Below are 26341 nucleotides of genomic sequence, written 5' to 3'. Positions count from 1 at the left end.
AATGATGGAGACTTCCTACCTTGCGGCCGCTTCAGCTCTGATCTGGGTAGCGCTCTATTACCTCCCTGTTGGTGGAGCCCTATTTCGTCTGGCGTTGCCGTTGCCTTTAGCCCTGCTGCATGTGCGTCGCGGTTCTAAGGCAGGGCTAGAGGGTGTCGCCCTAGCGGTGCTTTTGTTGATTGCCTTGATGGGGCCTGTTCGTGGCCCCTTGGTGCTGTTCCCTTATGGCCTTCTAGCGTTCTGGCTTGGCTGGAGTTGGCATCGTGGGCTGAGCTGGTGGGTGAGTTGGGGGTGTGGGGTTGTTATTGGAACAGCAGGTTTTCTGGTAAGGGTTGTGGTGCTGTCGCTTTTGGTGGGTGAGAACCTTTGGGTGGTGATCACCCGAGCAGGATCAGGTCTGCTTGATCGATTGGTGGACCTGCTCAATCTGCCTCTGGCCCCAGATCTCAATCATGTGCAGCTGATGGCCTTTGCTTTGGTGGTTTTTCAAGAGTTGGTCTACGTGCTTGTTCTTCATGCGCTGGCCTTCTGGCTTTTCCCTCGGTTGCAGGTACCAATTCCCGAGCCCCCCAGACTTCTGCATGGCCTCGTTGCCCTGGATCCCCTCTAATCTCAAGCCGGGTTCGCCTCCTAGAGGTCTACCTTCAGGTTGTAAAGCCTTTGGTGCAGGTGCCTCTCCAGCCGCGCAGGAGAGTTGGTTAATGCCCTGGCGGGATGGGGGCCTGGGGTTTTCTTTACTGTTGGTGTTGGCTGGCACGCGTACTGCCGAGGTGGAGGGCATTTCGGCGGCAGGTGCTACCTCAGCCGCCCGTCGCTACACAGCTGTGGCAGATGCGGAACTGCTGCTGAAGGGCCCCGATAGACCAAGGCTGTGCTCGCTTCCACCTCTTCCTGCGGGGATCTCACCGGCCCTAATTAGTTATGTTGCCGCTCGTTGGATTGGTGTGGACCCATTGGTGGCGGCGGTGGGCTTAACCCTGTCGCCACCATTCCCCCACCTGCGTCTGGAGGCGCCGGGAATGGGTCCGGCTGCTTGTTTGAGTACTGGGGAGGCCATGGGTCTGTCGCGAGTGCAGGCTCTCTGGCAGCGTGGCTTTTGCCTTGGGCGAGGTCTTCGTCGTCCTCTGGTATTGGCCGAATGTGTCCCTGGAGGAACGACCACGGCTCAGGCTGTACTCACCGGGCTTGGCTTGCAGGTTGCTGATCTGATCAGTGGTAGTGCTCGTCAGGCACCGATGGTCTTGAAACAGGAGTTGGTTGATCGTGGAATGAGTAAGGCGGCATTGGGGTTTAACCCTCCACCTGAGCGAGTGATTGCGGCCTTAGGTGATCCTTTTCAGCCCGTGGCTGTTGGGCTGCTACTTGGTGCAAGAGAGGCTGGTCAGCCTGTCATGCTTGGCGGTGGCAGTCAGATGGTGGCCGTGCTGGCTCTGGCCTTGGCAGCTATGGAACCATCCCAGCGCCAGGACATGGTTGATGGGCTTGTGCTTGGTACCACGTCTTGGCTGGCAGAGGAGGCTAAGCGTTCAGATGGCAGGCCAGGTGCACTTGAGTGTCTGATCGATTGTGTAGGGGAGTATTTCGGTGTTCGCCTTTTGGGGTTGGCCACAGGGCTGCGTTTTCATGACAGTCGCCATCGAGCTCTTCAGGATTACGAGCTTGGATATGTCAAAGAAGGTGTTGGTGCTGGAGCCCTGGCGCTATTGGCTCAGCTTCAAGGGGCTTCTTGTGAGCAGCTGTTGGAGGCGTGTGATCAAGCTATGAACCAATTGTTGGGGACTTCTTGCTCATGAGATTTTCTCCGCCCCGTAGGGTCTGATCGATGAGTGGCGTCATGCTTGAACAAAGGCAGCTTGGACGAAGAGAGCTGCTAAAACTGGGCTTGATGGCTGGGCTGATGGGCTTAGCGAGCTGTGGACGTGCCTCAGCAGCCCCTTTGTTGAGAGCAACTCCGGAAACGTTGCCAAAGAAATGGCGGCGCAGTTTGCCCGTGCCTTGGAGCTATCAACCGATTGAAGTTGATGCAGGTAGAAACCCTTTCACCGCCGCACTCGAGCAGGGCAATGACCTGTTGGCTCTTGGTGATGGCTGGCTGACGAGCTTGCCCGAAAAAGCCTTGCAGCGGATCGAAGCGCCTGGACTTCAAGACCGGCTCGATGGTCAGGCGAGGGCCTTTGAAGCGAGCCTGGGACCAGCCCTTCAGTCTCGGGTTCTGCCTGTCGGGGTCAGCCCCTGGGTGTTGCTCTTTCGTCAGGGTGATCCTTGGGTATTACAGGCAAGGTCTGGCTGGCAGGTTTTGTTAGACCCGGCTCTTAAGGGGCGGGTGGTGTTACCCCAGAGCCCCCGTCTTGTGATGTCTCTGGCTGAGCGGATGCAGGTTGCTGATGGATTGCGGCAGCTGCGTGCTCAGGCCTACACCTTTGATGATCGGCAGGGTCTCAACTGGTTAATTCAAGGGAAAGCTCGGGTCGCGGTATTGCCGCTACAGCGCTGCTTGCCCAGCCTGCGTCGGGACCCAAGGCTCAGCGTTGTACTCCCCAACAGTGGAGCCCCATTGAACTGGACTGTTCTTGTACGGTCTGCCTTGACTCGGGAGCCATTGCCACAGCAATGGGTCGAGCAGTCTTGGCAGGAGCCTCTGCTGGGGCAATTACTTGCCGGTGGTTGGATCCCTCCCTTGCCACGTGCAGAGTTGCGTCTTGCCTTAAGAGCGATTCCTAAGGCATATCAGTCGATTGTGTTGCCATCTAAGGAGGTCTGGTCGCGTTGTTGGTCCTTACCAGTGCTTACAGCTGTTCAGCAGATTGAGCTGGATCAGCGTTGGAGCCAATCAACCCCATAGCCTGCGCCTGGGAGCTGCCGCTAGGAGTTGGTGCGTGTCAGCGAGGAGATCCGGGATCGGCAGGTGATGGGGGCAGCGGGGTAGGCATTCGCCACAGCGCTCGCAGGCACTGCCATCAAGACGTTCCCACCAGTGTCCTGCTCGTCCGATCAGGTTGTAACGCTCTTCTGTAAAGGCTTGAAGGTTGTGGCCTACGGCCAGATTTCGTAGTCGCAGTAGATCTGGTATGGGTACAGAATTTGGGCAGGGCAGGCAGGCTTTGCACTGGCCGCAGCGGTTTTTGCCTAGGCGGCGTTCACCTTGTTGGCGAAGTTGGTTGAGGGCTCTTTGCTCGCGTTGATTGAGTGGCCCATCGGCGTTGGCCAACTGCGCAGCAAGGGTCAGATCCTCTGGCTGAGCAGCACCAAGGCTGAGGGTGCTGATCTTTGCAGCCAGAAGGAAGCGATAGGCAAGTTGGAGAGGTGAGAGTGGGCTGCAGTCCTCAACCAGGGTTGGGCTTGGGTCCTGAAGCCGTCCTCCTTTATCAGCAGGGGAGATCGCCATGACACCCATGCCTGCGGCAAGGGCCTCCCACGCCAGTGGAATACGTTCGGGATCTAGTAGGTGCAGATGCAGGCTGCAGAATTGAAAACGGCCGCTTGCTAAGGCTTCCTTGATGAGGGGGAATGAGCCATGGCTAGAGAATCCCACTTGGACAACAAGAGCCTCTTCCTCAGCCCAACGCAGTAGCGCTGCGCCGTCTCCCCTTAGGGCCCACTCCAGGTGTTCAGGGCGATTTAGGCCATGAACTGCAAGGTTTTCAAGCTTGGGTCGTCCAAGTCGCGCCAAAAGGTTGTGCAATTCGCACTGCCCTTCTTTCAGGCTTAGCCCTGGCAGAAGTTTGCTGGTGATGACCCAGCCTCCAGAAGGTTCAGCTTGGTTTTGTTGCAGCTGTCGCAGAGCAGTACCAAGAAAACTTTCTGCCTGGCCATAGGCCGGGGAGGTTTCGATGTGGTTAATGCCAGCGGCCTGGGCAGCTTTAACAACCCCATACATTTGCTCGGCTGAGCCGATTGCCCTCATCGTCCCCAGGGTGAACAGGCTCACTGCCGGTCCGCGACCAAAGGGGCGTCGTATTGGCATCATTCCTGGTGGTCGGGATCGGGATCGGGATCTGGAGAATTGAAGGGTTCGTCTGTTTCGCTTTCACGGGTTTGCAGGTGACGGACCAGAGCCGCAGGACTCACTTCATCAAGGAAGCGGCGGAATTCGTTCTGATCTTCTGCGTCAGCCTCGGCATCTACAGGAATTGAGGCTTCTGCTACAACCTCCTCGAGCATCCAGATGCTGCTTTTTGTGCGGACTGCAAGGGCGATGGCATCACTAGGACGAGCATCAATTTCAAGCAGCAGGGTTGATTTCTCAGGAGTCTTCTCTTCCTCCGGTTCTTCCTCTGATGCCTTGAGCCGAAGTTTGAGTACAGCCTGGAATGTGTTGTCTTCTATCGCGTGGATGATGACCCTCTCAAGTTGAAGATTTCCTGCTTTGAGCAGGGCCACCATGAGGTCGTGGCTCAGTGGTCTTGGTATAGGCGAGTCCTGAATTCCGGCCATGATGTTGTGCGCCTGGGCTTGATCGATCCAGATCGGCACCTGTCTTCGTCCGGATGGATCCCTGAGCAGCACAATTGGGCTGCGGCTGGACGCGTCGAGTGCGAGACCGGCAACGCTCATCTCGACCACTGACCCCCCATCCCCCTTTTGTCCGATTATGGCCAGTGATGTTGCCACATACGGCCTGCCATGTTCACGGGGCTAGTTCAGGCGGTGGGAAGGGTGCAGCGTCGAGCGACGGGCGTGTTGGTGCAAGGCTGTTCCCCATTAGCACCTCTGGCAGAGGGAGACAGTGTGGCTGTGGATGGGGTCTGCCTGACGGTGGCTGAATTGATCGCGGATGGTTTTTGTGCAGATGTCAGTGAGGAGACGCTTCGTCGAACCACCCTTGGGGCCAAGGCGGATCGGGGTGGGGTTGTGAACCTTGAACCAGCCCTTCGCCTCTGCGACCGTCTCGGAGGCCATCTGGTCAGTGGCCATGTTGATGGATCTGGAGAGGTGGTGGCCCTGGATGCTCGCTCAACGTCCTGGTATCTGGAGGTCTGCTGGCAGGATCCTGCCTTCGGACGCTATGTCTGCGAAAAAGCCAGCATTGCTTTAGATGGCATCAGTCTCACTGTTGCGGGATGCGTTGAAGACGGCAGCCGGTTCTGGATAGCGGTGATAGCTCATACCTGGACGAGCACGTCTTTACAACAGTTGAACGTTGGAGCGGTGGTGAACCTGGAGGCCGATCTGTTGGCCAAATACACCGAGCGTCTTTTGGCAGGAGCGCCTCATTTGCCAATGGCAAGCAACCGGAACGCTCAAGAGATGTCAACGGAGTGGCTTGCCAGCCATGGGTGGAGCTGAGTCGCTAAGTCTTTTGCACAGGGATCTTACAAAGCATGGCCGGATCAAGAGACCCTCAATAGCGTTCAGATGCTGTTCATTTTGAACATTTCATGACCGTTGATGAACGTCAGGATTCCTTGGTCACTTTCAAGGCCTTTGCGATTGCTGAAGGCATCGTGTTGATCGTGCTTGGTGTGTTGGCTTTGATCTTTCCGGTGGTCGCTGCAAGTTGGACGACCGGTTTGATTGCTGTGTTGTTTTTGGTGGGCGGCATCGTTGGCTGGATTAGCAACCTTGCTCGCTCTTCCCGTATGGCCCGTTGGGTTTGTTTTTGGCGTCTAGTGGTATCAACACTGTTCTTGGTAGCAGGCGCATCGATGATCTCCAATATGAAGAACCCTGCTGAAGCGGCTGTTCAGGTGGCGACATTTGCCCTGGCGATTGGCATCGTGTTTTTGGTAGAGGGTGTCGTGGCTTTCTGTACTGGATTGGCACACGCAAAACGTGCTGGGTCTGGCTGGGCAATTGCTAATGGGGTGATCACTTTTATTCTTGGCTTGTTGATTGTGACAATGAAGTTTTGGCAGCTGTCGTGGGTACTCGGAGTATTGGTGGGAATCAGCTTTCTGTTTAGTGGCATTGACTTGATTGCCTTTAGCTCAACCCTGCACGATGACAACCAGCACCCTGCTGTCACCTGAAATGGCTAAAAAAGATCTATTCAGTTGTGCCAATTGCTAATTTTCGGGTGTCTCTAAGGCGATGTTGATGATGGAGAGACCAAAGCATTAAGGAGGGGGCAAATTACTTCTTGTCACCCTCATTTTCTAGTGGTAGCAACCAGATAGCACCTGATTCTCGGTGGATTTCGATTCGGAACTCTTGACCAGGCTCTAGGCCGAGTCTGCGTGTATAGGCGTGCCCAATAAGCAGGTTGCCATTGCCGTGGACCCGAGTGCGAAACTCGGCCTGACGACCGCGGGAAGCCGCTGGTCCTCCACTGCTGGAGGGAAGCTTGTAACCCTTGGCTTCCACGAGAGCTCGATAGAAACTCTTGCGCAAGACACGTCCACTTGGCCCCACGTATCCGCAGCCACGAGCAATCTCATCCTCAGGACGGTTGCTGAGTGACCTGGCCTTGTCTAGAAGTTCTTTTCCGACGAGCATTTCGCCAGGTTTATTCGTGTTGATTCTGACGAATTCTTCCGGCCGTGGCAAGTTATTGCTCGAACTTCTCTTGATTGAGATGTAGGGCCTTGGCTTTAGAGAAGGTAGAAGATGATGAATAAGATCACCCAGATGCCGTCTACGAAGTGCCAATAGAGCTCAGCTGCTTCGAGGGGGAAATGGTTTTCACTGGTGACACGACCGCCTGGTGAACGAGCCTGCCACCACACGATCAATATCATGATCGTCCCTAGGGTGACGTGTAGCCCGTGAAAGCCTGTAACGGCATAGAAGGTACTGGCGTAAAGGTTGTCTGTGAGGCCAAATGGCAGTGTGAAGTACTCGACCATTTGGCTGGCGAGAAAGGCCAGCCCAAGGCCAGCAGTGATGAACAGCCAACGTTGACACTGGCCTGATTGGTTGCGCTTCAGAGCTTGTCCAGCTCGATGGAAGGTGGCGCTGCTCACCAGCAGTAACACCGTATTCAAGGTCGGGAGGGGCAGCTCTAATTCATAAACCGCATCAGGCAGCAGGGGATTGACAGCCCGAAAGGTGAGATAGGCGACAAAAAAGCCCGCGAAGGTCATGCCATCAGCCACTAGGAAGGTGGCTAGGCCGAACATGCGGTGATCAGCATGTTCCTCTTCAAGCTCAGCATGTTCATCTGCTAGATCAGCCTGCTGCTCAGAGTCATGGTCGATTGTTGGAAGGGATGTCATTGGCTTTTGCTCCCTAGATCACTATCACTGTTGCTGGTTTTTTCTAGGTTGAGCTGCTCCCCAGGTACGCCATAGCCATAGGGCTCTGTTACCAGAGGGGCTTTGCCGCTCCAGTTTTCCACTGGTGGTGGGGAGCTGGTGAGCCATTCAGGAGTGAGCGCCCTCCAGGGGTTGTCTCCGGCAATGGGGCCGCTCAATGCACTCTGCACGACGTTCCAGAGAAAGGGCAGCGTGCTGATGGCCATTAGCAATGCCCCAACACTGCTGATTTGATTGATCAAGGTGAATTGCGGGTCGTATTCCGCCACACGGCGAGGCATGCCGTTGAGGCCTAGCCAATGCTGGGGGGCAAAGCAGAGATTGAAGCCGATGAAGGTGATTAGAAAATGAAAACGCCCCAGAGACTCATTGAGCATGCGCCCAGTAAATTTTGGATACCAGTGATAAATAGAGGCAAAGATCACAAACACCGAACCTCCATAGACGATGTAATGAAAATGGGCAACAACAAAGTAGGTATCATGCACGTGAATATCGAATGGAACTTGTGCAAGTGCTACGCCAGTAATGCCGCCAAGCACAAAGTTGATGATGAATCCACAGGAGAAAAGCACAGCACTGTTTAGAGAGATGCGCCCTCCCCAGAGTGTTGCCAGCCAGTTGAAGAACTTAATTCCTGTGGGTACAGCAATGAAGGATGTGGCAATGGTGAAAAAGAGGCGCATCCAAGGAGGTGTTCCACTGGTGAACATGTGATGTGCCCAAACCACGAGGCCAAGGATCACGATGGTCATGATTGAATACACCATTGAGGTGTAGCCAAAAAGTGGTTTGCGGCAGTGAACAGGAAGGATTTCGCTGACCAATCCGAAGGCTGGCAGCACCATGATGTATACAGCTGGGTGGGAATAAAACCAGAAAAGATGTTGGTAGACGACTGCGTTGCCGCCCAGGCTGGGGTTGAAGAATCCTGTGTGGGCAACGATGTCGAAACTTAAAAGAACCAGTGTTCCAGCCAGGACTGGCGTGGAGAGCACCACCAGGATGCTTGTGCCGAGCATCGCCCAGCAGTACATGGGTAGTTGCATCAGCTTGAGCCCCGGCTGCCGCAGCTTGAGAATGGTGGCGATGAAGTTGATGCCACCAAAGATTGAGCTACCGCCAAGCAAGAGAACACTGAGAATCCATATGATCTGTCCTGCGGCGGGGGTGGTGATACTCAGCGGTGGATAGGCCGTCCAGCCGGATTGAGCAGCACCGGTAATGAAGTAGCTGCTGATCAGCAGCAGGCCAGCTGGAGGGATCATCCAGAACGCCACGGCATTGAGTCGAGGGAAGGCCATATCACGGGCCCCCACGTAAAACGGAATCAGATAGTTTCCGAAGGCACCGTTCACGACCGGCACGATCCATAGGAAGATCATCACCGTGCCGTGCAGCGTTAGCACCTGGTTGTAGACATCCCTGGCCATGAAGTCGGCGATTGGGCTGGCTAGTTCGATGCGGATGGCGCCACCAAGCACTCCGCCGATTAGGTAGAAGATGAATCCGCAAACCAAGTACTGCAGACCGATGACCTTGTGGTCAAGGCTGAAGCTGAAGTAACGCAACCAGCCAGTTGGTTGAAGACCATCTGATTGCTTTTTGCTAGGAGGAGAGATAGCAACCGTCATGCTTCTGAAACCGTTGTTTTGGCGTTGTTGCTGAACCAGGTGTCGTAGTCACCGGGCGCTTCGACAATCACTTTCGAATGCATGTTCCCGTGGTATGGACCACAGAGTTCGGCGCAGATGATTGGATAGCGGCCTGGCTTGGTTGCTGTGAAGTTCAAGAGAGTGGGCTGACCAGGAATGATGTCTTGCTTGATGCGGAATTCGGGTACCCAGAAGGCATGGATGACATCCTTGGATTCCATGCGCAGTGTCACAGGTTGGCCTAGAGGCACGTGCAACTCGCCTGAAATGATGTCGCCTTGGGGATAGTGGAACAGGAAGGCATACTGCATTGCGGTGACTTCCACCGCTAGTGCGGCGAGGCCGTTGTCAGCGCTGGAGGCATCAGCAACAGAACCGATCCCTCCCCAGATTTGTTCCTTCATGTCCATCATTTGATGGTCATGGGCGTCATGGGCTAATGGAACCATTCCGCCCATGCGGTCGTAGATGTCGAAGCTGTAAAGCCCAACAAACAGCACGACCACAGCAGGTACAGCTGTCCAAAAGATTTCAAGGGGGAGATTGCCTTCAATGGCGAGGCCGTCATCCAATTGGCCAGGACGTCGACGGAACTTAATCAGGCTGAATACAACCAACCCAACAATGCCGAGAAAAAGGATTGCTCCGATGCTGAAAAGGACTCGGAAGAGTTCGTCGTATACAGGTGCATTCGCACTTGCATCAATAGGGAGCAGATTGACGTTCTGGCCAATCCATAGGCCTCCAAGTACAAGGGCTATGACCAACGCCAGCGTCAGGATGGCAAAGGGAGTCGGCACGGAATCTATTTGGATCTTTTAAGGCTATGGAGATCGCTCCAAAGCAACATGCAGTGATTATTAAGCCGTCGCAAATTTTGCAAGAAATCCTTATTTTGCAAGGTGTCTGATGAGGTTAGGTTTTTTTGCCTGAGCGCTTCTGTCAGGGATGGGTGATTTGGCGACCAGTGGTGCTGTTGCAGTCGTCTAGACAAGGTGAATCTAATGATTCAATCGCTACATTCTCAGAGATAACAAGCCCGATCCTTGGGATTAAAGCCTCTCCATCGATTTACACTTTTTCATTGTAGCATAGTAGCATGATGTCGTCTCTGCCTAGGGTTCGCTGGCGTCTTGCTCAGTTGGCTGTTCATCTTGTTGTTGCCCTTATTGCGCTGGTTGTGATCGGAGGAGCAACGCGTGTGATGGAGGCAGGGTTGGCTTGTCCGGATTGGCCTCTCTGTTATGGCTCTCTTCTGCCTGGGCGTCAGATGAATATCCAGGTTTTTCTTGAGTGGTTTCATCGCCTTGATGCCTTTGTGGTGGGCATTGCCCTGTTAGCGCAATTAGGGGCTGCTTTTTTTTGGCGTTCTCAGTTGCCCGCTTGGCTTCCCTGGGTCTGCGGCGGCCTGGTGATTTTAGTTTTAGTCCAGGGAGCTCTTGGAGCTCTGACTGTCTTGCAGCTTTTGCCTTCTGGTGTGGTGACGGCGCATCTGGCATTTGCTCTCACACTTGTAGCGGCGGTGAGTGCTCTAGCTCAGGGCTTGTTGTCCTCTTCTGTTGAGTCACCGCCTTTGTGGTGGCGCCTGATGGGTGGAGCCTCCTTGTTGGCAGTGATAGGCCAGTGTCTGCTTGGTGGTCGTATGGCCACGGCCTGGGCGGCCCAGCGTTGCCTGAATGGCGGACAGGCCTGTCAATGGCTGGATTGGCACCGTATGTCTGCCACACCCGTTGCAGCATGCGTAGTGATCTTTGTTGGCACTGCTCTCTTGGTCGGTGGCTGGCCTCGACGCCAGTGGCCTTTTTTGATATCTGCTTTAGGACTTGTTGTGACCCAGGTAGGCCTTGGATTTCTTACCTTGCAGCTTGGACTATCCCAGCCTGCAGTGACGGTTTGCCATCAGCTGGTTGCAACTCTGCTTGTGGCCTTGCTCGCTGCCCTTACCTTCCGCAACCCGGAAGAATCAACTTTGGCGGTGTCTGCCGTTGGTGATGCATCCTCGATAGACCACTGTCATGGTTAGTTCAACTCCAGAGATGCTCCAGGGGGGGGTGACCCGGGAGCAGATCGTGCCTTCTCGCAAGCGGATCAAGCTGCCCGCTTGGTTGGAGATTGCCAAACCACGCTTAATTCCACTGCTTTTGGCAACAACCCTTGGTGGGATGGCGCTATCTGAAGGTTGGCCCCTACCTTCTCTCAGGCTGGCTTGCACCCTAGGCGGAGGGGCTCTGGCTGCTGCTGCTGCTGGTGTTCTCAACTGCATTTGGGAACAGGATCTTGATGGGCGCATGCAACGCACAAGTGGTAGGGCTTTGCCTTCAGGACGCTTGTCTCCAACTGCGGCGTTCATCGGTGCCATCTCTTGCACCTTGGCGGCAGCGGCTCTGTTGGTGAGTGGTGTGAACTGTCTTGCGGCTGGCCTGTCTTTGCTTGGTCTGTGCAGTTACGTGCTGCTTTACACGGCGATCTTGAAGCCCCGCACTCCCCAGAACATTGTGATCGGAGGGGTTGCTGGAGCGATCCCCCCTCTCGTGGGTGCGGCTGCGGCCAGCGGGCATGTGGGCCTTAGTGGATGGTGGTTGTTCGCCCTTGTAATGCTTTGGACCCCAGCGCATTTTTGGGCACTGGCCCTGTTGCTGCGAGACGACTACAGGGCTGTTGGGATACCCATGCTTCCTGTTGTTAAGGGCCCTGTGGTCACCGCCAGAGCCATTTCTCGTTATGGCTGGGCCACTGTTCTACTCAGCGGTTTTGGTGTCTGGGCCTTGCCGGAGGGGGGCTTGCTCTACGGACTTTTGCTAATTCCTTTCAATGCTCGTCTGCTGCAAATGGTGCATCAGCTAGGTGCTTCTCCGGAGAATGTTGATCGAGCGAAGGGGCTCTTCCGTTGGTCGATCTTCTATATGTTTGGTATTTGCCTTCTTCTGGTGGTTAGTCGTTTGCCCATGGCGGCTAATTTTGATCTTCAGGCCTGGTCTTTGCTGCAGCAGATGGCGAGCGGCGGGCAGTTCATCTAAACAGAAGTCACTAGAGACCCCCAGGAGGGTCTGGTAGCTCTATAGAGCTGCCTAGATTTTCTAAGACTTGTACGACGTTCCCTCTTGATGCCGATGATTGAACTGAAGCAGCTTGAGAAGTCCTATGGAACGGTTCAAGCCCTAAAAGGCCTCAGCCTCAAGGTGCCTCGGGGATGTCTTTATGGTTTGCTTGGTCCAAATGGTGCAGGCAAAACAACCACGCTCAGGATTCTCTGCACCCTTCTCGCTCCTGATTCAGGCACGGTCAGCGTGGCTGGCCTCGATGCTTTAAGTGATCCTCGTGCTGTGCGGCTCGAATTGGGCTATGTGGCACAAGAGGTTGCTATCGACAAGATCCTCACAGGTCGGGAGTTGTTGCAGTTGCAGGGGGATTTGTATCACTTGCGCTCTAGCGATAGGGATGGACGCATTGCTGAATTGATTGATTGCCTTGGCATGCAGGATTGGATTGATCGACGTTGCGGCACCTATTCGGGCGGCATGCGTCGCCGGATAGACCTGGCCTCAGGTTTGTTGCATCAACCACAGTTGCTGGTGTTGGATGAGCCCACCGTTGGTTTGGACATCGAGAGTCGTTCAGCGATCTGGCAATTGTTGCGTGAGTTGAGGGCCCAAGGCACCACCGTGCTCCTTAGTAGTCATTACCTTGAGGAGGTTGAGGCCCTTGCTGATCGGATGGCGATCATTGATGACGGGCGAGTGATCGCAGAGGGAACTCCTGATCAGCTCAAGCAGCAACTTGGAGGTGATCGGGTGACTCTGCGTGTGAAGGAATTCAGCGATGATCGTGAGGCCGAGCAGGTCAGGCAGCTTCTCCAAGGTGTGGATGGTGTGCGCCAGGTGGTGGTCAATCGGGTACAGGGTTTTTCCCTCAACCTTGTTGTAGAGAATGAAGAGGTTGTGCCTCGTTTGCGTGAGCAACTTGATGGGGCTCAGTTGCCTGTCTTTGCCCTCGCTCACAGTCGCCCGAGCTTGGATGATGTTTATTTGCAGGCCACTGGCCGAACCCTGATGGACGCTGAGTTAGCTGTAGCTGGTCAACGAGACTCAAAGCTGGAGCGCAAAAAAGCGATGCGTTGATCCCTTTCGTTCGTTTTATTGAGTTGGATCTGCCTTAATCCACCCTTTTCTCATTCGTTCTGTTGACAGTCACTCCATGACTAGCCCTGTTGCCGCTGTTACTACCCGTGCTGCAGAGCAGGGGCCATTGGCTGATCTTGTGCAGGAAACTTTGGCCCTCACGCGCAGACTTTTCTTGCAGCTGTTGCGACGCCCTTCGACCTTGATTGCTGGCATCCTTCAGCCCTTGATCTGGTTGGTGTTGTTTGGTGCTTTGTTCTCTAATGCTCCGGATGGTTTATTGCCAGGAGGCATGACCTACGGGCGGTTCTTAGGGGCTGGTGTGATTGTGTTCACCGCGTTCAGTGGTGCACTCAATGCTGGGTTGCCAGTGATGTTTGATCGTGAATTTGGGTTTTTAAACCGTCTTCTGGTGGCTCCGCTGCGCAGTCGCAGCTCGATCGTGCTTGCTTCTGTGATCTACATCACATCTCTAAGTCTTCTTCAGAGCCTGGCGATCATGGCAACGGCTGCCTTGCTTGGTTATGGCTGGCCAGGTGTTACGGGACTGGTCTTGGTGTTGTTCACCTTGTTGTTGCTGGTTTTTGCGTTCACTGCCTTGAGCCTTGGCCTGGCTTTTGCTCTGCCAGGTCACATTGAATTGATTGCGGTGATCTTTGTGGCCAATTTGCCTTTGTTGTTTGCGAGCACGGCTCTGGCGCCGCTTTCTTTTATGCCTGATTGGCTTGGCTGGCTTGCGGCCCTAAATCCTCTTACTTTTGCGATTGAGCCCATACGAGCTGCCTATGCCGGTCCGCTTGATCTTGGTGCCGTTCTGCTTGATGCTCCTTACGGGACTGTGAGTGGTTATGGATGTTTGACCGTGTTGATGGTGGTCACCGTTGGCTTGTTCCTGATGATTCGTCCTTTGTTGAACCGTAAACTCGCCTGATTTAGTGCACCACTCCACTGCTTGCCATGCTTGAAGTCCAGCAGGTGTATCGCTATTGCGTCACGACATTGCTGAGCCTTTGGCAGATGCAATGGTTCTTTGATTTTCAGGCCTCTTTAGAGGTTTTCGTTCAAGGGCAGGAGCCTCTGTCGGAGCAAGCTCCGACGGTGCTGAACTCGTTGTCAGTAGTACCTTCGCCTGCTTTTGCTCTAAACCATTTGCCGCATCATTGCTCGCTAATCACTCATGCAGAGCTGTCGAAGGCATCCTGAGCATGTCTTTGCCTGCTTTTGAAACTCTCAGACGGGGGTTGATTGTCTCTGTTCAGGCGCCCGAGGGTTCACCTATGCGTCATCCTCAGGTGATTGCGGCCATGGCTGAAGCCAGTCTTTGCAATGGCGCAGTTGGGGTGCGTTTGGAAAGTCCGGAACACATTGGTGCTGTTCGACGCCGTTGTCCGGACGCTTTGATTATTGGGCTTTGGAAGCGTTCTTTCCCTGATAGTGCTGTCTACATCACGCCAGGATGGGAGGAGGTTCAGGCTGTTTGGTCGGCGGGAGCAGATGTCGTGGCTCTCGATGCTACGCAGCGTCATCGGCCAGGTGGGATCACTCTTGAGCAGCTTGTGAGTCGGGTTCGGGAAGATTTGGGAGCCCCTCTGATGGCAGATGTCGATACGATCGAGAATGGTTTACGTGCAGCAGAGCTTGGTTGCAGCTTTGTAGGCACCACTCTTTATGGCTATACCGAAGTGACTGCTGTTAAGCGGCCTCCAGGTTTGTGTTTATTGGGGCCGTTGAGGCAGCAGCTTGATTCAGATGTCAAGCTCATCTGCGAAGGCGGGCTTGATTCTCCTCAGATAGCACTAGAAGCACTCGCTTCAGGTGCAGACATGGTGGTAGTCGGTACAGCGATTACCGGTGTCGACCTGCAGGTGGAAAACTATTGCCGAACATTGGCGGCTTAACTTCCAAAGCTTTTGGCATCAACCGAACTGTGGGACGTGACTTGTCCAGGCAGATGCTGATGCACAACGCATGAGACTTGTCCATGCGTTGTGGCGGCGTTCTTTTTCTAGCCCTAGGGAAAAGCTTTGGGGCTGGACTACATCATGCCTGGCATTCCCATTCCACCCATTCCACCCATTCCACCCATTCCACCCATTCCACCCATTCCACCCATTGGGTCGCCACCGCCATCGCCGGCTGGAGCAGGGGGCTCGGGTTTGTCTGCAATCACGACCTCTGTGGTCACCATCATCGAAGCGATTGAGACTGCGTCTTGAAGTGCCAGGCGCACCACTTTGGTGGCATCGAGAATGCCTGCTTCCAAAAGGTCTTCGTAGGTGCTGGAGATGGCATTAAAGCCCTTGTCAAGGCGTTGCATCTCAGAGATCACTACATCACCATTCTCGCCAGCATTGATGGCAATCTGGCGTGCAGGTGCGGAGAGTGCTCTCTGCACAATTTCTACGCCGGTGCGTTGATCGCCGTTGAGCTGTTCGGCAAGTTTGCTCAGCCCTTTGCTTAATCGCAGGAGCGTGGTGCCACCACCTGCCACAATCCCCTCTTCAACTGCAGCACGGGTGGCGTTGAGCGCATCCTCAATTCGCAGCTTGCGGTTTTTGAGCTCCGTTTCGGTAGGGGCCCCAACCTTGATGACGGCTACCCCACCGGCCAGCTTGGCAATGCGTTCATTGAGTTTCTCTCGGTCGTATTCGGAGTCAGTTTCATCTAATTCTCTTTTGATAGAGGCCACGCGGGCGTTAACGGCATCGCGGTTCTCATCCTTGGCGACAATGGTTGTGTTGTCTTTGCTGATTGTGATTCGTCGGACCTGCCCTAGATCGTCTTGGCTGACTTTCTCAAGGGTCATGGCGCGGTCTTCACTGATGACAGTTGCCCCAGTTAGAACTGCGATGTCGGCCAGGGCAGCTTTGCGGCGATCTCCGAAGGATGGTGCACGAACAGCTGCTACCTGCAAGACACCTCGGTTTTTGTTGACGACCAGGGTGGCAAGGGCCTCACCCTCTACCTCCTCAGCAATGATGACGAGAGGGGAGCCACTTTTCTGCAGGCTTTCCAAGATGGGCACAAGATCGGAAACTGAACTGATCTTGCGGTCTGTGAGCAACAGCAGGGCATTCTCAAATTCGCAGATTTGACGGTCTGCATCGGTAACAAAGTAAGGGGAGCTGTAACCGCGGTCGAAGGCCATGCCTTCAGTGACTTCTAGTTCGGTGGCGAGAGATTTCGATTCCTCAACGGTGATCACACCATCGGCGCTCACTTTGTCCATGGCTTCAGATACCATTCGGCCCACTTCCTGGTCTCCCCCTGAGCTAACAGTGGCGACCTGATGGATGGCATTACCTCCGACAGCTTGACTTAGCCGGGCAAGCTCTTCTACCAATTGGGCCACGGCCTTTTCCATGCCACGACGCAGTTCGATTGGACTCGCGCCAGCGGCCACATTGCGTAAGCCTTCATGCACCATCGCTTGGGCAAGCACGGTGGCGGTTGTGGTGCCATCCCCTGCCTTGTCTTTTGTCTTGGATGCGACCTGTTGAATCAGCTTGGCACCAAGGTTTTCAAATGGATCGTCAAGTTCGATCTCTTTGGCGATGGTGACGCCGTCATTAACGATGTCTGGGGCGCCAAATTTTTTCTCGAGCACCACGTTGCGGCCACGGGGGCCGATGGTGACGCGCACGGCATCGGCTAGGGAATTGACACCGCGCTCAAGGGCGCTGCGGGAGTCATCCGAAAAACTGAGGAGTTTGGCCATGGTCTGCTGGTACCCGTCCGTCAATGTCCCATAGGACGTTCACTGCGGGCGAGGGGGCATAAGTGGGGAAAGCCGAATCCTTGCTGTTTTGGGTGTGCTTGCAGGGGATTGGCTGGGTATGGTCCAGCTATGAATGACACTGGGGCGCTGTTTTTCGTGATCATGGCCGGCTTGGCCGGAATGATGGCTTTGGTGTATGTGCCCTTGCGTCTCTTCCTGACAGCCACTGCCAGGAGCAGACGTTTAAGGCTGCTTCAGCGCATCCGGCGCTTGCGAGATGAACTGGGACAGCCGCTGGAATCATGAGCTTCTGATCCAGCAGTGGCTTTTCAGCCCATCAGCATGCCGCCATCAACTTGTAGCACTTGTCCAGTGATGTAAGCCGCTGCAGGGTCGGCTGCCAAGAAGCGCACAGCCCCAGCGACTTGCTCTGGGGTGCCAAAGGATCCCAAGGGGATAGCGGCAAGAATCGGTTCCGAATCCAACTCTTTAGTCATATCTGTTGTGATGAAACCAGGGGCTACTGCATTGACAGTGATTCCCCGGCTGGCAAATTCTTTGGCTGTACTTTTCGTGAGGCCCACCACTCCAGCTTTGGCTGCTGCGTAATTGGCTTGGCCTGCATTGCCCATCAGGCCCACCACGGAGGTGATATTGATAATTCTGCCGCTTTTTTGCTTAAGCATCGTGCGAGCAACAGCCCGCGTGCATAGAAACACACCTGTGAGGTTGAGATTGACCACGGCTTGCCAGTCTTCTGTTTTCATTCGCATCAACAGGCCATCGCGAGTTATGCCTGCATTGTTGATCAAAATATCGAGGCTGCTGCTGCGTTCAAGCACGGTTTTGATCAGTTGGTCTACGGCGTCTTCTTCTGCCACGTTGGCTTTGATGGCATAGGCAGAGCCACCGTTGCTGGTGATCGCTTTAACCACTTCTTCTGCTGCATCAGCTGAGCTTGAGTAGTTCACGACTACTTCTGCGCCTGCCTCTGCGAGGGCAAGGGCTACAGCACGACCGATCCCGCGACTGGCTCCTGTGATCAGGGCGGTTTGGCCAGTGAGGGGAGTAGGAGAGGTCATGGCGTGATTCGTTCTCGCAGGATCGTACGGACCCATTGCAGTTCTTCTCAACTAGCCATTCTTTCGATGGTGTCCAATGCTTCGCCGAGTAATTCACGTAAGCGGATGAGTTGAGCTTTGCTGCCTAGTACGACAAGTAATTGACCTGGGGCCAGTTCGACTTCGCCACTAGGGTTGGCCATCAAGGATTCGCCGTCTCGGATGGCCAGCACCATTGCTCCACTGCGTCGGCCCAGTTGAAGTTTTGCCAGGCTGCGCTGGCTCAGTTTGCTGAACTTCAGTGGGTCTTGGCTGAGTTGAAATTCTTCGATTTCATACTCCGATCCAGCCAACAGATCCATGAAGTCCACAGCTAGGGGGCGCAGAGCTGTGGCAGCCATAGTGCGGCCTGCGGCGACATAGGGGCTCACCACCACGCTGGCACCTGCCAGTTTCAGCTTGACGGCAGCTTCTTCACTATCGGCCCGTGAGATCAGTCGACAGTGGGGTCGCATGCTTTTGGCACTTAAGACCACATAGAGGTTTGCTGCATTGCTGGGTAAAGCAGCTACCAGGCTGCGGCAATGGTCTAAGCCAGCTTCAAGCAACGTCTCATCCAAGGTGGCATCAGCTTGTAAAACGTTCAGGCCTTGTTCTTCTGCTGCTTGTTTGTTGGCTGGATCTATTTCCACGACAAGCACTGGGACCTGCTCGAGTTGCAGTTTTGAGGCGATTTCTTGGCCGATGCGGCCGTAACCGCAGACGATGACGTGATCACGCATACGCCGCAAGACCCTGCGAAACCTCAGCTCCCGCAGCTGGCGGAAGTAGCCGGATTCTGTCAGCCGTAGTGCCCGTTGAATCGTGAGCTGAACCACGACCACCCCCCCGGCAATGATCAGCACAGTGACCAGTCGCCCAGCTTGCGAGAGCGGCTCCACCTCCCCATAACCGATGGTGCTGATGGTGATGAGCACCATCCAGAGACAATCTCCCCAGTCCCATCCTTCGGTGAGGCGATAGCCCAAGGCTCCTGCAAAGATCACCACGGCCAGGGCCAGGATTGGCCCCAGCCAGGGTTTGGCGAGCACTCGCAACGGCAGGCTTGCAAGCGGTCTTGGTCTTAATTGGTGCCACCAACTTTTCATTGGAAGCCCAGTGCGTTGAGAACCTCCTGCTGGTTGATTGAGTTGATGTCTGCATGACTGGCACCCAGGCAACGGATTTCATCTCGCTTAGGAAAGGCGTCGGCTGGAGTGCCTAGGGCAACTAAGGGAACGCCTGTATAAACGGCAAGTAGTTGGGTGATTGGACAGCTGCTGAGTACGACATCGGCGCAGGCCACTTCGGCAGCGCGATGGATTAGGGGTGTTTTTAAAGGCAGCGTGATGCTCCTGAGATTGGGTAATTTGCCTTTGATTGCATTCGGCAGCGTTAACCATTGCTGAGTTGGCCAGTCTCCATCGTTGCCATTTGGAGCCAGCAGTAGGAGGGGGCCCTCTCCAGTGGGGTGTTGATCACGAACCTTCTGAAGGCTGTCGTCTGGCAGGAACAGCCGGAAGCTGTCGGCGTCAAGAGTGAGGCCAATCGCTTGGAGGTAGCAGTCGAATTGTTGGGCAGGCCAATCTTTGCTGGGCTCAACGAGGGCTGTACTTGCAAAGCCTTGTTCGGCAATCCTGATGGGGATGTGGCTCATTGAGAGCATCAAATTCACTTGTTGCCCTTGGGCGAAGTTGAAGCAAACTTGAAAGTCGCCTTCTCTTACAGATCCGAGCAGATTGGTCCAGTCGGCGAGGGATGGGCTGGAGTCAAAGGCGATTGGGATTACCTTTTCTATCGCTGGCAACAGATTCCACAAAGCTTGATGGGTGGGATCGCAGGCCAGCTGCAGTTTGCTTTGCAGCTGGTTGGCTGCGGCTGCTAGGGCGGGAAGCCTCTGAAGCTGTTGGATTAAAGGACCCGGACTGAGGGCGAGAACACGCATCGATCCAGAGGCAGAGGCGTTGCGAGCTGATTGTATGGAGGAGGTTTCAGCCTGCTTGCGGCAGGAGGCGCATATGCATCTGTTGATTGTCGCTGCAGGCAGCGGAAGCCGTATGGGAGCGGATCGCAACAAATTGCTTTTGCCTCTGGCAGGACGCCCTGTTCTTGCTTGGACGATTGATGCAGTGATGGAAGCCGATTCGATCACTTGGGTTGGCATTGTTGGCCAACCTGTAGACCGAGCAATGATCATGGAGTTGTTGTCTGAGGCAGCCAAACCCGTTGTTTGGATTGAGGGGGGCAGCACAAGGCAGGAATCTGTAGAGCGTGGATTACAGGCGTTGCCTTCAGTTGCGCAGCATGTTCTTATTCATGATGGGGCTAGATGTTTAGCTGAACCGGCTTTGATCAATCGCTGCGCTGAGGCGGTGGTGGCTGGCGCAGCTGTGATTGCGGCAACTCCTGTTACCGACACGATCAAGCGCGTTGATGGTCAAGGGATCATTACGGACACACCAGATCGTGCGGAACTATGGGCAGCCCAGACTCCGCAGGGCTTTGCTGTTGAGCAGCTCAAGCAAGGACATGCTGAGGCTCAGGCCAAGGGTTGGACAGTGACTGACGATGCCTCGCTTTATGAACGCCTGGGATGGCCGGTGCAGGTGTTGGAGGCCAGCCCTGCCAATATCAAAGTCACAACTCCGTTTGATCTCACCGTAGCCGAGGCAGTGATTGCACTGAGAGCAAAATAGGAATCTGTTTGTGATCAATAGCCGATGGCTTCAATATTGGATTGGCTGTCAATAATTTTGCTTTTATTGCCTTGAGACAGATCAAAACCGCAAAAATTTTTCATGACTCAGCGAGGTGGTCAATTGCTTGATGTTTCACTTGATCTAAGCCCCTTGGCATTGTAAGAGCAATCAATTTCTCACCTCTAATAAATGCCTATACTTTCTCAATTAACCATCAAATGTTGAACTGAAGATTACAATTTTGAATGCCATCGGCCCTACGGAACTTGATGGCAACTTGATGCCACTCTTCTGGAATTTGATTGAGGCGAACATCCCAATCCCAAGGAAGTCTTTGTTGGCCTGGTGAGATCTTATTTTTCTTCCTTCTAGTTCTTGCACTGCTCACAAGCCTTTTGAGCATGCGACTATGCCAATGGCAATTGATCGCAGCTTCGCATACCCTTCGAACAATGCCTATAGCTATAAAAGGCATCGTTTACACGGTTTGAGTTCTCCGTATTGGCTTTGACGATCCCCTTTTGGATCAAGGTATGAGTCTAATTAAGGCTTATTTGATGGTTAAGACCACTACTCCGCCCTAACCCGTTCCAGCTATGTGCCAGCTTCACCACCTCGTCTATGCAGCTATGGCCAAGGAGATTTGTGCAATGGTTATTAAAGCCTCAATACCTAGATGAAATACCTGGTTCTGGCAGCAGCATTGCTAATCCCGGGAAGAATTGATAGCGTAGCGGCTCCAAGGATCTCGCAATCTAACTTAGAAGTACTTGCTGCTGAGACACAAACAACAGACAAGTTGCATTTAACTATTGATGATGTTGATCGACTAATTGAAGATGGGATTCAGGCGAAGGAGCTTGGTGATTATCAACAGTCTGCGGAAATAGCGAAGAAGATTTTACTGATGGAGGAAAAGATACTAGCAAAAGATCACTCAGGCAATGTAAGAAGGTTCAATGCGCTGGCTAAGGCTTATGACATTCATGGTCTATATAGCAAGGCAGAGCAACTATATCGGCGTTCTTTAGCAATAAGTGAGAGAATCTCAGGAGTAAAACATCTAGACACAGCTAGCATTCTTAATGATCTTGCTTTTATATACTACAAGAAAGGCCTGTATAGCCAGGCAGAGAAGCACATGCTACGAGCATTGGCTATCCGAAAGGAATTGTTAGGACTCGATGATCCAGATACGGCAATTACCATTAAGAACCTTGCAATAATTTATAAAGCTCAAGGCTTATTTTCCAAGGCATTGCCACTAGCATTGAGGGCACTATCAATCAATAAAAAATTGCATGGATTGGTTGATGCAGAAACTGCTAGCTCTCTTGGAGAATTGGCTTCTATATATAGGATGAAGGGATTATATGCAAAAGCAAAAACTCATTACGAAAATGTATTGACCATCAGAAATAAGATACTTGATCCAAATCATCCGGATATAGCTAGTAGCCTCAATAGCATTGGCTTATTGTACAAGCAGCGGGGTCAGTATAAGCAAGCATTACCTCTTTACGAGAGAGCATTGGCTATTCGAGAGAAGATTCTCGGCCCAGATCACCCTGAGACTTCAACCAGTATTAACAACCTTGCGGCTCTATATAGCAAACAGGGTTTATACAACAAAGCCAAGCCTCTCTATCGACGCTCTATCTTGATTAAGGAGAAGACCATCGGGGCTGACCATCTAAGAACATCAATAAGTCTCAATAACTTGGCTTTGATGTTTTACAAGCAAGGACTTTTTGAGAAGGCAGAGCAGATCTACGGAAGAGTCCTATCAATAAGGGAAAAGATATTTGGCTCTAATCATCCAAGAATTGCTACACCACTAAATAATTTGGCCTTGATTTATCACGCCACCGGCAGATATGGAAAGGCGGAATTGTATTTTAAACGCGCGCTAGATATATGGCTAAAGTCTCTTGGACCGTTACACAGGAATACCGCAAATGCCTTAAATAACTTGGCCAAGGTTTATTACGAGCAGCATAAATATTCCAATGCGGAGCCTCTGTTTCTAAGAGCTCTTGCCATCAGAGAAAATGTCTTGGGTTTTTTGCACCCTGAGACACTAAATACTCTTGATAATTTGAGCTCTCTTTATCGAGTGCAAGGATTGTCCAATAAATCTAACTCGTATACTAGGCGTACGCTTGCGATTCAGTTCACACTAATACAACGAGAGGTTCCTTATCTTACACTTTCTGATCGTCAGAGCTTTATTAACTCTCTAGGCAATACCTATGAAAGAGTCTTCTCAGCAGTAGATAGTGGAGACTCTGGAGCAAAACTGTCCTTATATTCCAGGCTGAATCGCCAGGGTTTATTGGCTGAAATTGAGAAGCGACAAGCACAGCTTGCATCTTTGCCTGGTCCTCAACAGGAGATAGCTAATGACTTGCGTGCTCTAACTCAAAAATTGGCATCTGTAAGCCTTAGCGAGAAACATCGTAAGAGTTTAATTATACTAAAAGAGAAGTTGGAGACACAGCTATATCGCCTACTACCCAAACTAAAGCCGCGTCTTGTTGAAGTTGATCAGGTAGCTGCTGTATTGCCTGACGATTCTGTGTTGATTGAATTTCAACGTTATCAACCGTTCGATGGAAAAAAAGATCTTGATCAGCAGTGGGCGGATACTCGTTATATGGCTCTGCTTCTTAGGCCAAATGGCGAAATAGAACATTTTGATTTAGGTCTCGCTAAATCGCTTGAGAGAAAGATTCATGTCGCCTTACGTGCTTCAGAATATGGCTCGTTAAATGCACAAGAACTTTGGCTTGAGCTTGGTGAATTACTAATTAAGCCATTAGCCCAAGGAACAGCAGGAGCTAAAACCTGGTTTATCTCTCCTGATGGGGAACTCAATAGAATTCCATTTGCGGCACTGTCTGCACCAACAGGAGATGCGTTGCTTGGAGAAGCAGTGCAACTGCGCTTATTAACCACCGGACGGGAGCTTTTAGATCTGGCTAAACGCAATGATCGAGTAGCTCAAGAATCTTTGGTTGTGGCGAATCCAAAATTTGATTATGGAAGGGAAAGGCTTGGCTCTACTCGTTCACTTTCTTCAGCAAACTCCGATTCAATCCAACAGCGATCAGGTGATCTTAAATCACGCTATTGGCAAGAATTGTTAGGCACACGAAAGGAAGGTAATGCCATCGCCAAGCTGATTGATGCGAAGTTGTTGATTGAGGAACAGGCAACAGCATTAGCGGTGCAGCAGCAAGTTGCACCAAAGGTCTTGCACCTAGCAAGTCATGCTTATTATTTGGCTGATCAAAAAAACGCTAATATCAATGAGCAGAGATCAGAACAGTCTATTAGCGATAACAGAGCTAGAAAAAAGCACCTTCAGATTGAGAACCCACTATTGCGTAGTGGGATTGTTCTTGCAGGTGCTAACCAACCTGAAACTAATAGCAAAGATGATGGTTATCTAACGGCGCTTGAAGTCGCCAAACTTGATTGGTTAGGTACAGAAATGGTTGTTATATCTGCTTGTGAATCTGGAAAAGGAGACATCGAATTTGGGGAGGGGGTTTATGGCCTTAAGCGAGCGATTGCTGTTGCTGGAGCTCGCAGCAGCCTTTTGAGTTTGTGGCAAGTTGATGATATTGGAACTGCTGCATTTATGCAGAGTTTTTATCAAAGGCTTAAAGCTGGAGTTGGCCGTGCTGATGCTTTAGCAGCGACTCAGAAGGAATTCCGTCAGCACGCTAAAGTTGTTTGGCGTAATCCATATATATGGGCTGCCTTCCAGCTCAGCGGTGATTGGAAACCTGTAAGCTGGTAGTAAACATTCGCTGCTTTTCACCCTGGCAGACTAAAAACACCTTTTTATTTGCCAGGATATCTAATTATCAAGCAATCTTCCTTAGAACGAAATTATAGGTGGAATCCGTCTCTAATTGTTGATCGAGAGGATTGCTAGCTTTTCACAGAGCCAACTCTAGATTGATGTCGTACACTTTATCAATTTTATGCTGAATATTCTTTCTAGTAATCTTGCTCGAATGAAAATTTAGAGTCATACTTTAAATGATCACTTGAATGGAAACACGTTATCCTATATGATTTGATTTCATCTGGTCTAGTGGCTGCATTTAATTAGTTCCATTAGACCGCATGCTCAGTTATTACGATCTCAATGCGACACCTAAAGCTCCTTCCATTAGTCCTTTCCAGTACTGCAGTTCTTGTCCTGGCGAGTTCTCCATTTCTTTCTTTAAGGGCCCAAGAAGAGATAGAAGTTAAAATAGATGGGATTCTGGTATACAAAGGAATGCCGGAAAATGGTGTAATAGAATTGCAAACGGAAACAAGACAAACAAGAGGGGGTGAAATGATTAAATATTGCAACGTCAAGGATTGCGCGAACCGCTATACATTCTAGACAGTAGTTAATGATCGATTCGACGACATACTTGAAAAATAGCATTGCAATTGTTGCACTGCTATTCAGTGCTATGAATTTAATCATTGCGCACCTTTTCTTTCTTGCTATTTTTAATACTTACAAAGCTGAGCTGCTTGCCAAAGTATCTCTGAGGGGATTAATCGTCGCCACAAAAGCAGCCATTAACTATTCATCTCTATCCAATATCCTTAACTTCCCAACCCCATGGCAATCAAAGCTGGCCTGTTGAGATCTTGTGTTTCTTGCTTCTAGCTCTTGCACTGCTCATCAGTCGTTTGAGCATGCGACTACCCCAGTGGCACTTAGTAGAAGCTTTGCCTTACGTGGCCAGTCTTTTTCATGGATGGAAGGCGCCAAGCAGAGTGGACAATTGTCCACTCTGCATCCTCAGATTATCCCTAGAGCGACCAGGAGCTTTTACCACAGCGGCCTCTGCTTTGGCGGGGGCTTTTTACTGGCGCTTTGAACCGGAGCCGTGAAGGGGGCTTAAGGCGGCTGGGATCAATGCGTAAAGCCAGCAATCAATGTGATCACTGCAGCAATAAGACCGCCCCATTTAATGAATTGCTGATCTCTTCCAAGGGAGTATACCGCCAGAAAATCGACAGCTGAACGATTATTACGTGCAGGCAATCTTCCAGTGCATGGGAACTTTCCAAGGCTTTCAAGAGTAAATGCATTGCCAAGTCAATCGGTCAATTATTTTCAGAGCCGAGTGCAATCAAGCTTATTATTAAAATGATAATCATTCTCCAATTGTGGTTTTAGATAATCTCTGATTGCATCAAACGGATATTTTCTTGATGCTTGTGCTCAAACTCACTACTGGCGTTGAACAGGGTCACTGCGTTTTTAAAGTGGTTGAGTGAATCTATGGATAGCGGTGAAGGGTGAAAACAAAAAGTCGCCACCGCTCTAGGGGGAGAAAATAAATAAGAAAAAGCCCTTAAATAGATGAGTTGCCGCAGTTGATGTGGACTGATAGCTACAACCAGAAACATCCCAGATATTGAATAACTTTTTAAGCGTTCAATCCCAGTGCAGCGCTCCCTTCGTCTCTCCTTATCACTGACTGGCGCTGCGACACTAGCGCTAGCCAACTCTCCCCTCCAGCCTGTCAGTGCTCAAGAGGACGGCTGTGCAGCAGATCTCGGCGTGAAGGAAGTCAACCTCAAAGATGCTGTGCGCTTCAGCTGGGGTTTTCAAGGAGCACTGTAAGGAGTTGGAACGCCTTACCAGGCAGGTATTGGCGCGTTTCTGCCGATTGCTGTTGGTGAGAACAGCGTCTTCTTCCTTGATGCCTTAGCCAATGCCAACTTTGGTGATCGTGATGGAGAAAGCAGCATCGTTAACACCGATGTCGCTGGTACCACGATCAGCACCTCAACCAGGCTTGGCTACCGCTGGCTCAATGGTGATTGCGCAA

26 protein-coding genes and 1 pseudogene are annotated in these 26341 nt (G+C 52.2%); 17 read left to right on the top strand and 10 right to left on the bottom strand.

Annotated elements, in window-relative coordinates; genetic code table 11:
• Position 1 precedes the first annotated feature (1 nt).
• The 3 genes from EV12_RS07625 to EV12_RS07615 are packed head-to-tail and all read left to right on the top strand — an operon-like array spanning position 2 to position 2842.
• Positions 2–610 carry a DUF2232 domain-containing protein gene (locus EV12_RS07625; RefSeq protein WP_052039460.1) on the top strand — a complete coding sequence of 203 codons (609 nt, stop codon included), beginning with the start codon at positions 2–4 and terminating at the stop codon, positions 608–610.
• Complete coding sequence (locus EV12_RS07620; protein WP_036914122.1) at positions 582–1793, top strand: nicotinate-nucleotide--dimethylbenzimidazole phosphoribosyltransferase; 1212 nt, start codon at positions 582–584, stop codon at positions 1791–1793. Before EV12_RS07625 ends, EV12_RS07620 begins: the two co-directional genes overlap by 29 nt.
• Before the next feature lie 29 nt (positions 1794–1822).
• The gene (locus tag EV12_RS07615) at positions 1823–2842 is read left to right on the top strand and encodes an ABC transporter substrate-binding protein (RefSeq protein ID WP_036914121.1); all 1020 of its coding nucleotides are present in this window, start codon (positions 1823–1825) and stop codon (positions 2840–2842) included.
• Here the strand turns inward: EV12_RS07615 and EV12_RS07610 are convergent.
• Both EV12_RS07610 and EV12_RS07605 read right to left on the bottom strand, forming a co-directional pair.
• Complete coding sequence (locus EV12_RS07610; RefSeq protein ID WP_036914118.1) at positions 2831–3967, bottom strand: aldo/keto reductase; 1137 nt, start codon at positions 3965–3967, stop codon at positions 2831–2833. The two genes, EV12_RS07615 and EV12_RS07610, sit on opposite strands and share 12 nt — an antisense overlap.
• Positions 3964–4554 carry a bifunctional nuclease family protein gene (locus EV12_RS07605; protein WP_241466495.1) on the bottom strand — a complete coding sequence of 197 codons (591 nt, stop codon included), beginning with the start codon at positions 4552–4554 and terminating at the stop codon, positions 3964–3966. The genes EV12_RS07610 and EV12_RS07605 overlap by 4 nt, the downstream gene beginning before the upstream one ends.
• A gap of 69 nt (positions 4555–4623) precedes the next feature.
• Between EV12_RS07605 and EV12_RS07600 the strand changes: the two genes are divergently transcribed.
• Positions 4624–5286 carry a riboflavin synthase gene (locus EV12_RS07600; RefSeq protein WP_036914115.1) on the top strand — a complete coding sequence of 221 codons (663 nt, stop codon included), beginning with the start codon at positions 4624–4626 and terminating at the stop codon, positions 5284–5286.
• Positions 5287–5378: 92 nt separating this feature from the next.
• The gene (locus tag EV12_RS07595; protein ID WP_036914112.1) at positions 5379–5969 is read left to right on the top strand and encodes an HdeD family acid-resistance protein; all 591 of its coding nucleotides are present in this window, start codon (positions 5379–5381) and stop codon (positions 5967–5969) included.
• 103 nt (positions 5970–6072) lie between these two features.
• Here EV12_RS07595 and EV12_RS07590 read toward each other — a convergent pair whose 3' ends face one another.
• The 4 genes from EV12_RS07590 to EV12_RS07575 form a co-directional block, all read right to left on the bottom strand.
• Complete coding sequence (locus EV12_RS07590) at positions 6073–6435, bottom strand: AbrB family transcriptional regulator (RefSeq protein WP_011825310.1); 363 nt, start codon at positions 6433–6435, stop codon at positions 6073–6075.
• Positions 6436–6530: 95 nt separating this feature from the next.
• The gene (locus EV12_RS07585) at positions 6531–7154 is read right to left on the bottom strand and encodes a cytochrome c oxidase subunit 3 (protein ID WP_036914108.1); all 624 of its coding nucleotides are present in this window, start codon (positions 7152–7154) and stop codon (positions 6531–6533) included.
• Positions 7151–8827, bottom strand: coding sequence for a cytochrome c oxidase subunit I (gene ctaD / locus EV12_RS07580; RefSeq protein ID WP_036914105.1), 1677 nt, complete (start codon positions 8825–8827; stop codon positions 7151–7153). The genes EV12_RS07585 and ctaD overlap by 4 nt, the downstream gene beginning before the upstream one ends.
• Positions 8824–9648 carry a cytochrome c oxidase subunit II gene (locus EV12_RS07575; RefSeq protein WP_036914103.1) on the bottom strand — a complete coding sequence of 275 codons (825 nt, stop codon included), beginning with the start codon at positions 9646–9648 and terminating at the stop codon, positions 8824–8826. The genes ctaD and EV12_RS07575 overlap by 4 nt, the downstream gene beginning before the upstream one ends.
• Positions 9649–9947: 299 nt before the next feature.
• Here EV12_RS07575 and EV12_RS07570 point away from each other — a divergent pair, with 299 nt between their 5' ends.
• From EV12_RS07570 to EV12_RS07545, 6 genes are all read left to right on the top strand, one after another.
• Positions 9948–10871 (top strand): COX15/CtaA family protein, encoded by a 924-nt coding sequence (locus EV12_RS07570; protein ID WP_036914100.1) that lies wholly within the window; start codon positions 9948–9950, stop codon positions 10869–10871.
• Positions 10864–11865, top strand: a complete 1002-nt coding sequence (locus EV12_RS07565; protein ID WP_036914098.1) for a heme o synthase — start codon at positions 10864–10866, stop codon at positions 11863–11865. Before EV12_RS07570 ends, EV12_RS07565 begins: the two co-directional genes overlap by 8 nt.
• Positions 11866–11952: 87 nt before the next feature.
• Positions 11953–12966 (top strand): daunorubicin resistance protein DrrA family ABC transporter ATP-binding protein, encoded by a 1014-nt coding sequence (locus EV12_RS07560; protein WP_036914095.1) that lies wholly within the window; start codon positions 11953–11955, stop codon positions 12964–12966.
• Between the two features lie 76 nt (positions 12967–13042).
• A complete protein-coding gene (locus tag EV12_RS07555; RefSeq protein WP_036914093.1) occupies positions 13043–13897 on the top strand; it encodes an ABC transporter permease in 855 nt (284 codons plus the stop codon).
• Positions 13898–13923: 26 nt separating this feature from the next.
• Entirely contained in the window at positions 13924–14169 is a 246-nt protein-coding gene (locus EV12_RS07550) for a hypothetical protein (protein ID WP_036914091.1), read from the top strand.
• Between the two features lie 2 nt (positions 14170–14171).
• Positions 14172–14864, top strand: coding sequence for an N-acetylmannosamine-6-phosphate 2-epimerase (locus EV12_RS07545; RefSeq protein WP_036914089.1), 693 nt, complete (start codon positions 14172–14174; stop codon positions 14862–14864).
• A gap of 137 nt (positions 14865–15001) precedes the next feature.
• On the opposite strand, the gene groL is transcribed toward EV12_RS07545, so the two are convergent.
• Positions 15002–16684 (bottom strand): chaperonin GroEL, encoded by a 1683-nt coding sequence (groL, locus tag EV12_RS07540; protein WP_036914087.1) that lies wholly within the window; start codon positions 16682–16684, stop codon positions 15002–15004.
• A 129-nt stretch (positions 16685–16813) separates the two neighbouring features.
• Between groL and EV12_RS13700 the strand changes: the two genes are divergently transcribed.
• Positions 16814–16990, top strand: a complete 177-nt coding sequence (locus EV12_RS13700) for a hypothetical protein (RefSeq protein ID WP_152562307.1) — start codon at positions 16814–16816, stop codon at positions 16988–16990.
• Between the two features lie 23 nt (positions 16991–17013).
• Here EV12_RS13700 and fabG read toward each other — a convergent pair whose 3' ends face one another.
• The 3 genes from fabG to EV12_RS07525 are packed head-to-tail and all read right to left on the bottom strand — an operon-like array spanning position 17014 to position 19729.
• Entirely contained in the window at positions 17014–17766 is a 753-nt protein-coding gene (fabG, locus tag EV12_RS07535) for a 3-oxoacyl-[acyl-carrier-protein] reductase (RefSeq protein WP_036914085.1), read from the bottom strand.
• A gap of 47 nt (positions 17767–17813) precedes the next feature.
• On the bottom strand, positions 17814–18893 hold the full coding sequence (locus EV12_RS07530) for a potassium channel family protein (protein WP_036914083.1): 1080 nt from the start codon (positions 18891–18893) through the stop codon (positions 17814–17816).
• On the bottom strand, positions 18890–19729 hold the full coding sequence (locus EV12_RS07525) for a glycosyltransferase family 9 protein (RefSeq protein WP_036914080.1): 840 nt from the start codon (positions 19727–19729) through the stop codon (positions 18890–18892). The genes EV12_RS07530 and EV12_RS07525 overlap by 4 nt, the downstream gene beginning before the upstream one ends.
• Positions 19730–19802: 73 nt before the next feature.
• Between EV12_RS07525 and ispD the strand changes: the two genes are divergently transcribed.
• The 5 genes and pseudogenes from ispD to EV12_RS07490 all read left to right on the top strand — a co-directional run.
• Entirely contained in the window at positions 19803–20480 is a 678-nt protein-coding gene (ispD, locus tag EV12_RS07520; RefSeq protein ID WP_036914288.1) for a 2-C-methyl-D-erythritol 4-phosphate cytidylyltransferase, read from the top strand.
• 679 nt (positions 20481–21159) lie between these two features.
• Complete coding sequence (locus EV12_RS07510) at positions 21160–24291, top strand: CHAT domain-containing tetratricopeptide repeat protein (protein WP_036914076.1); 3132 nt, start codon at positions 21160–21162, stop codon at positions 24289–24291.
• A gap of 610 nt (positions 24292–24901) precedes the next feature.
• A complete protein-coding gene (locus EV12_RS07500) occupies positions 24902–25144 on the top strand; it encodes a hypothetical protein (protein WP_036914070.1) in 243 nt (80 codons plus the stop codon).
• A gap of 4 nt (positions 25145–25148) precedes the next feature.
• The gene (locus EV12_RS07495; RefSeq protein ID WP_036914067.1) at positions 25149–25394 is read left to right on the top strand and encodes a hypothetical protein; all 246 of its coding nucleotides are present in this window, start codon (positions 25149–25151) and stop codon (positions 25392–25394) included.
• Between the two features lie 559 nt (positions 25395–25953).
• Positions 25954–26341: pseudogene (locus EV12_RS07490) on the top strand (carbamoyl-phosphate synthase); the annotation flags it as partial.

The organism is Prochlorococcus sp. MIT 0701 (assembly GCF_000760295.1).
Taxonomy (GTDB): domain Bacteria; phylum Cyanobacteriota; class Cyanobacteriia; order PCC-6307; family Cyanobiaceae; genus Prochlorococcus.
The sequence above is the reverse complement of the archived record's forward strand: the minus strand, read 5'-3'. Positions and strand labels throughout refer to the sequence as shown.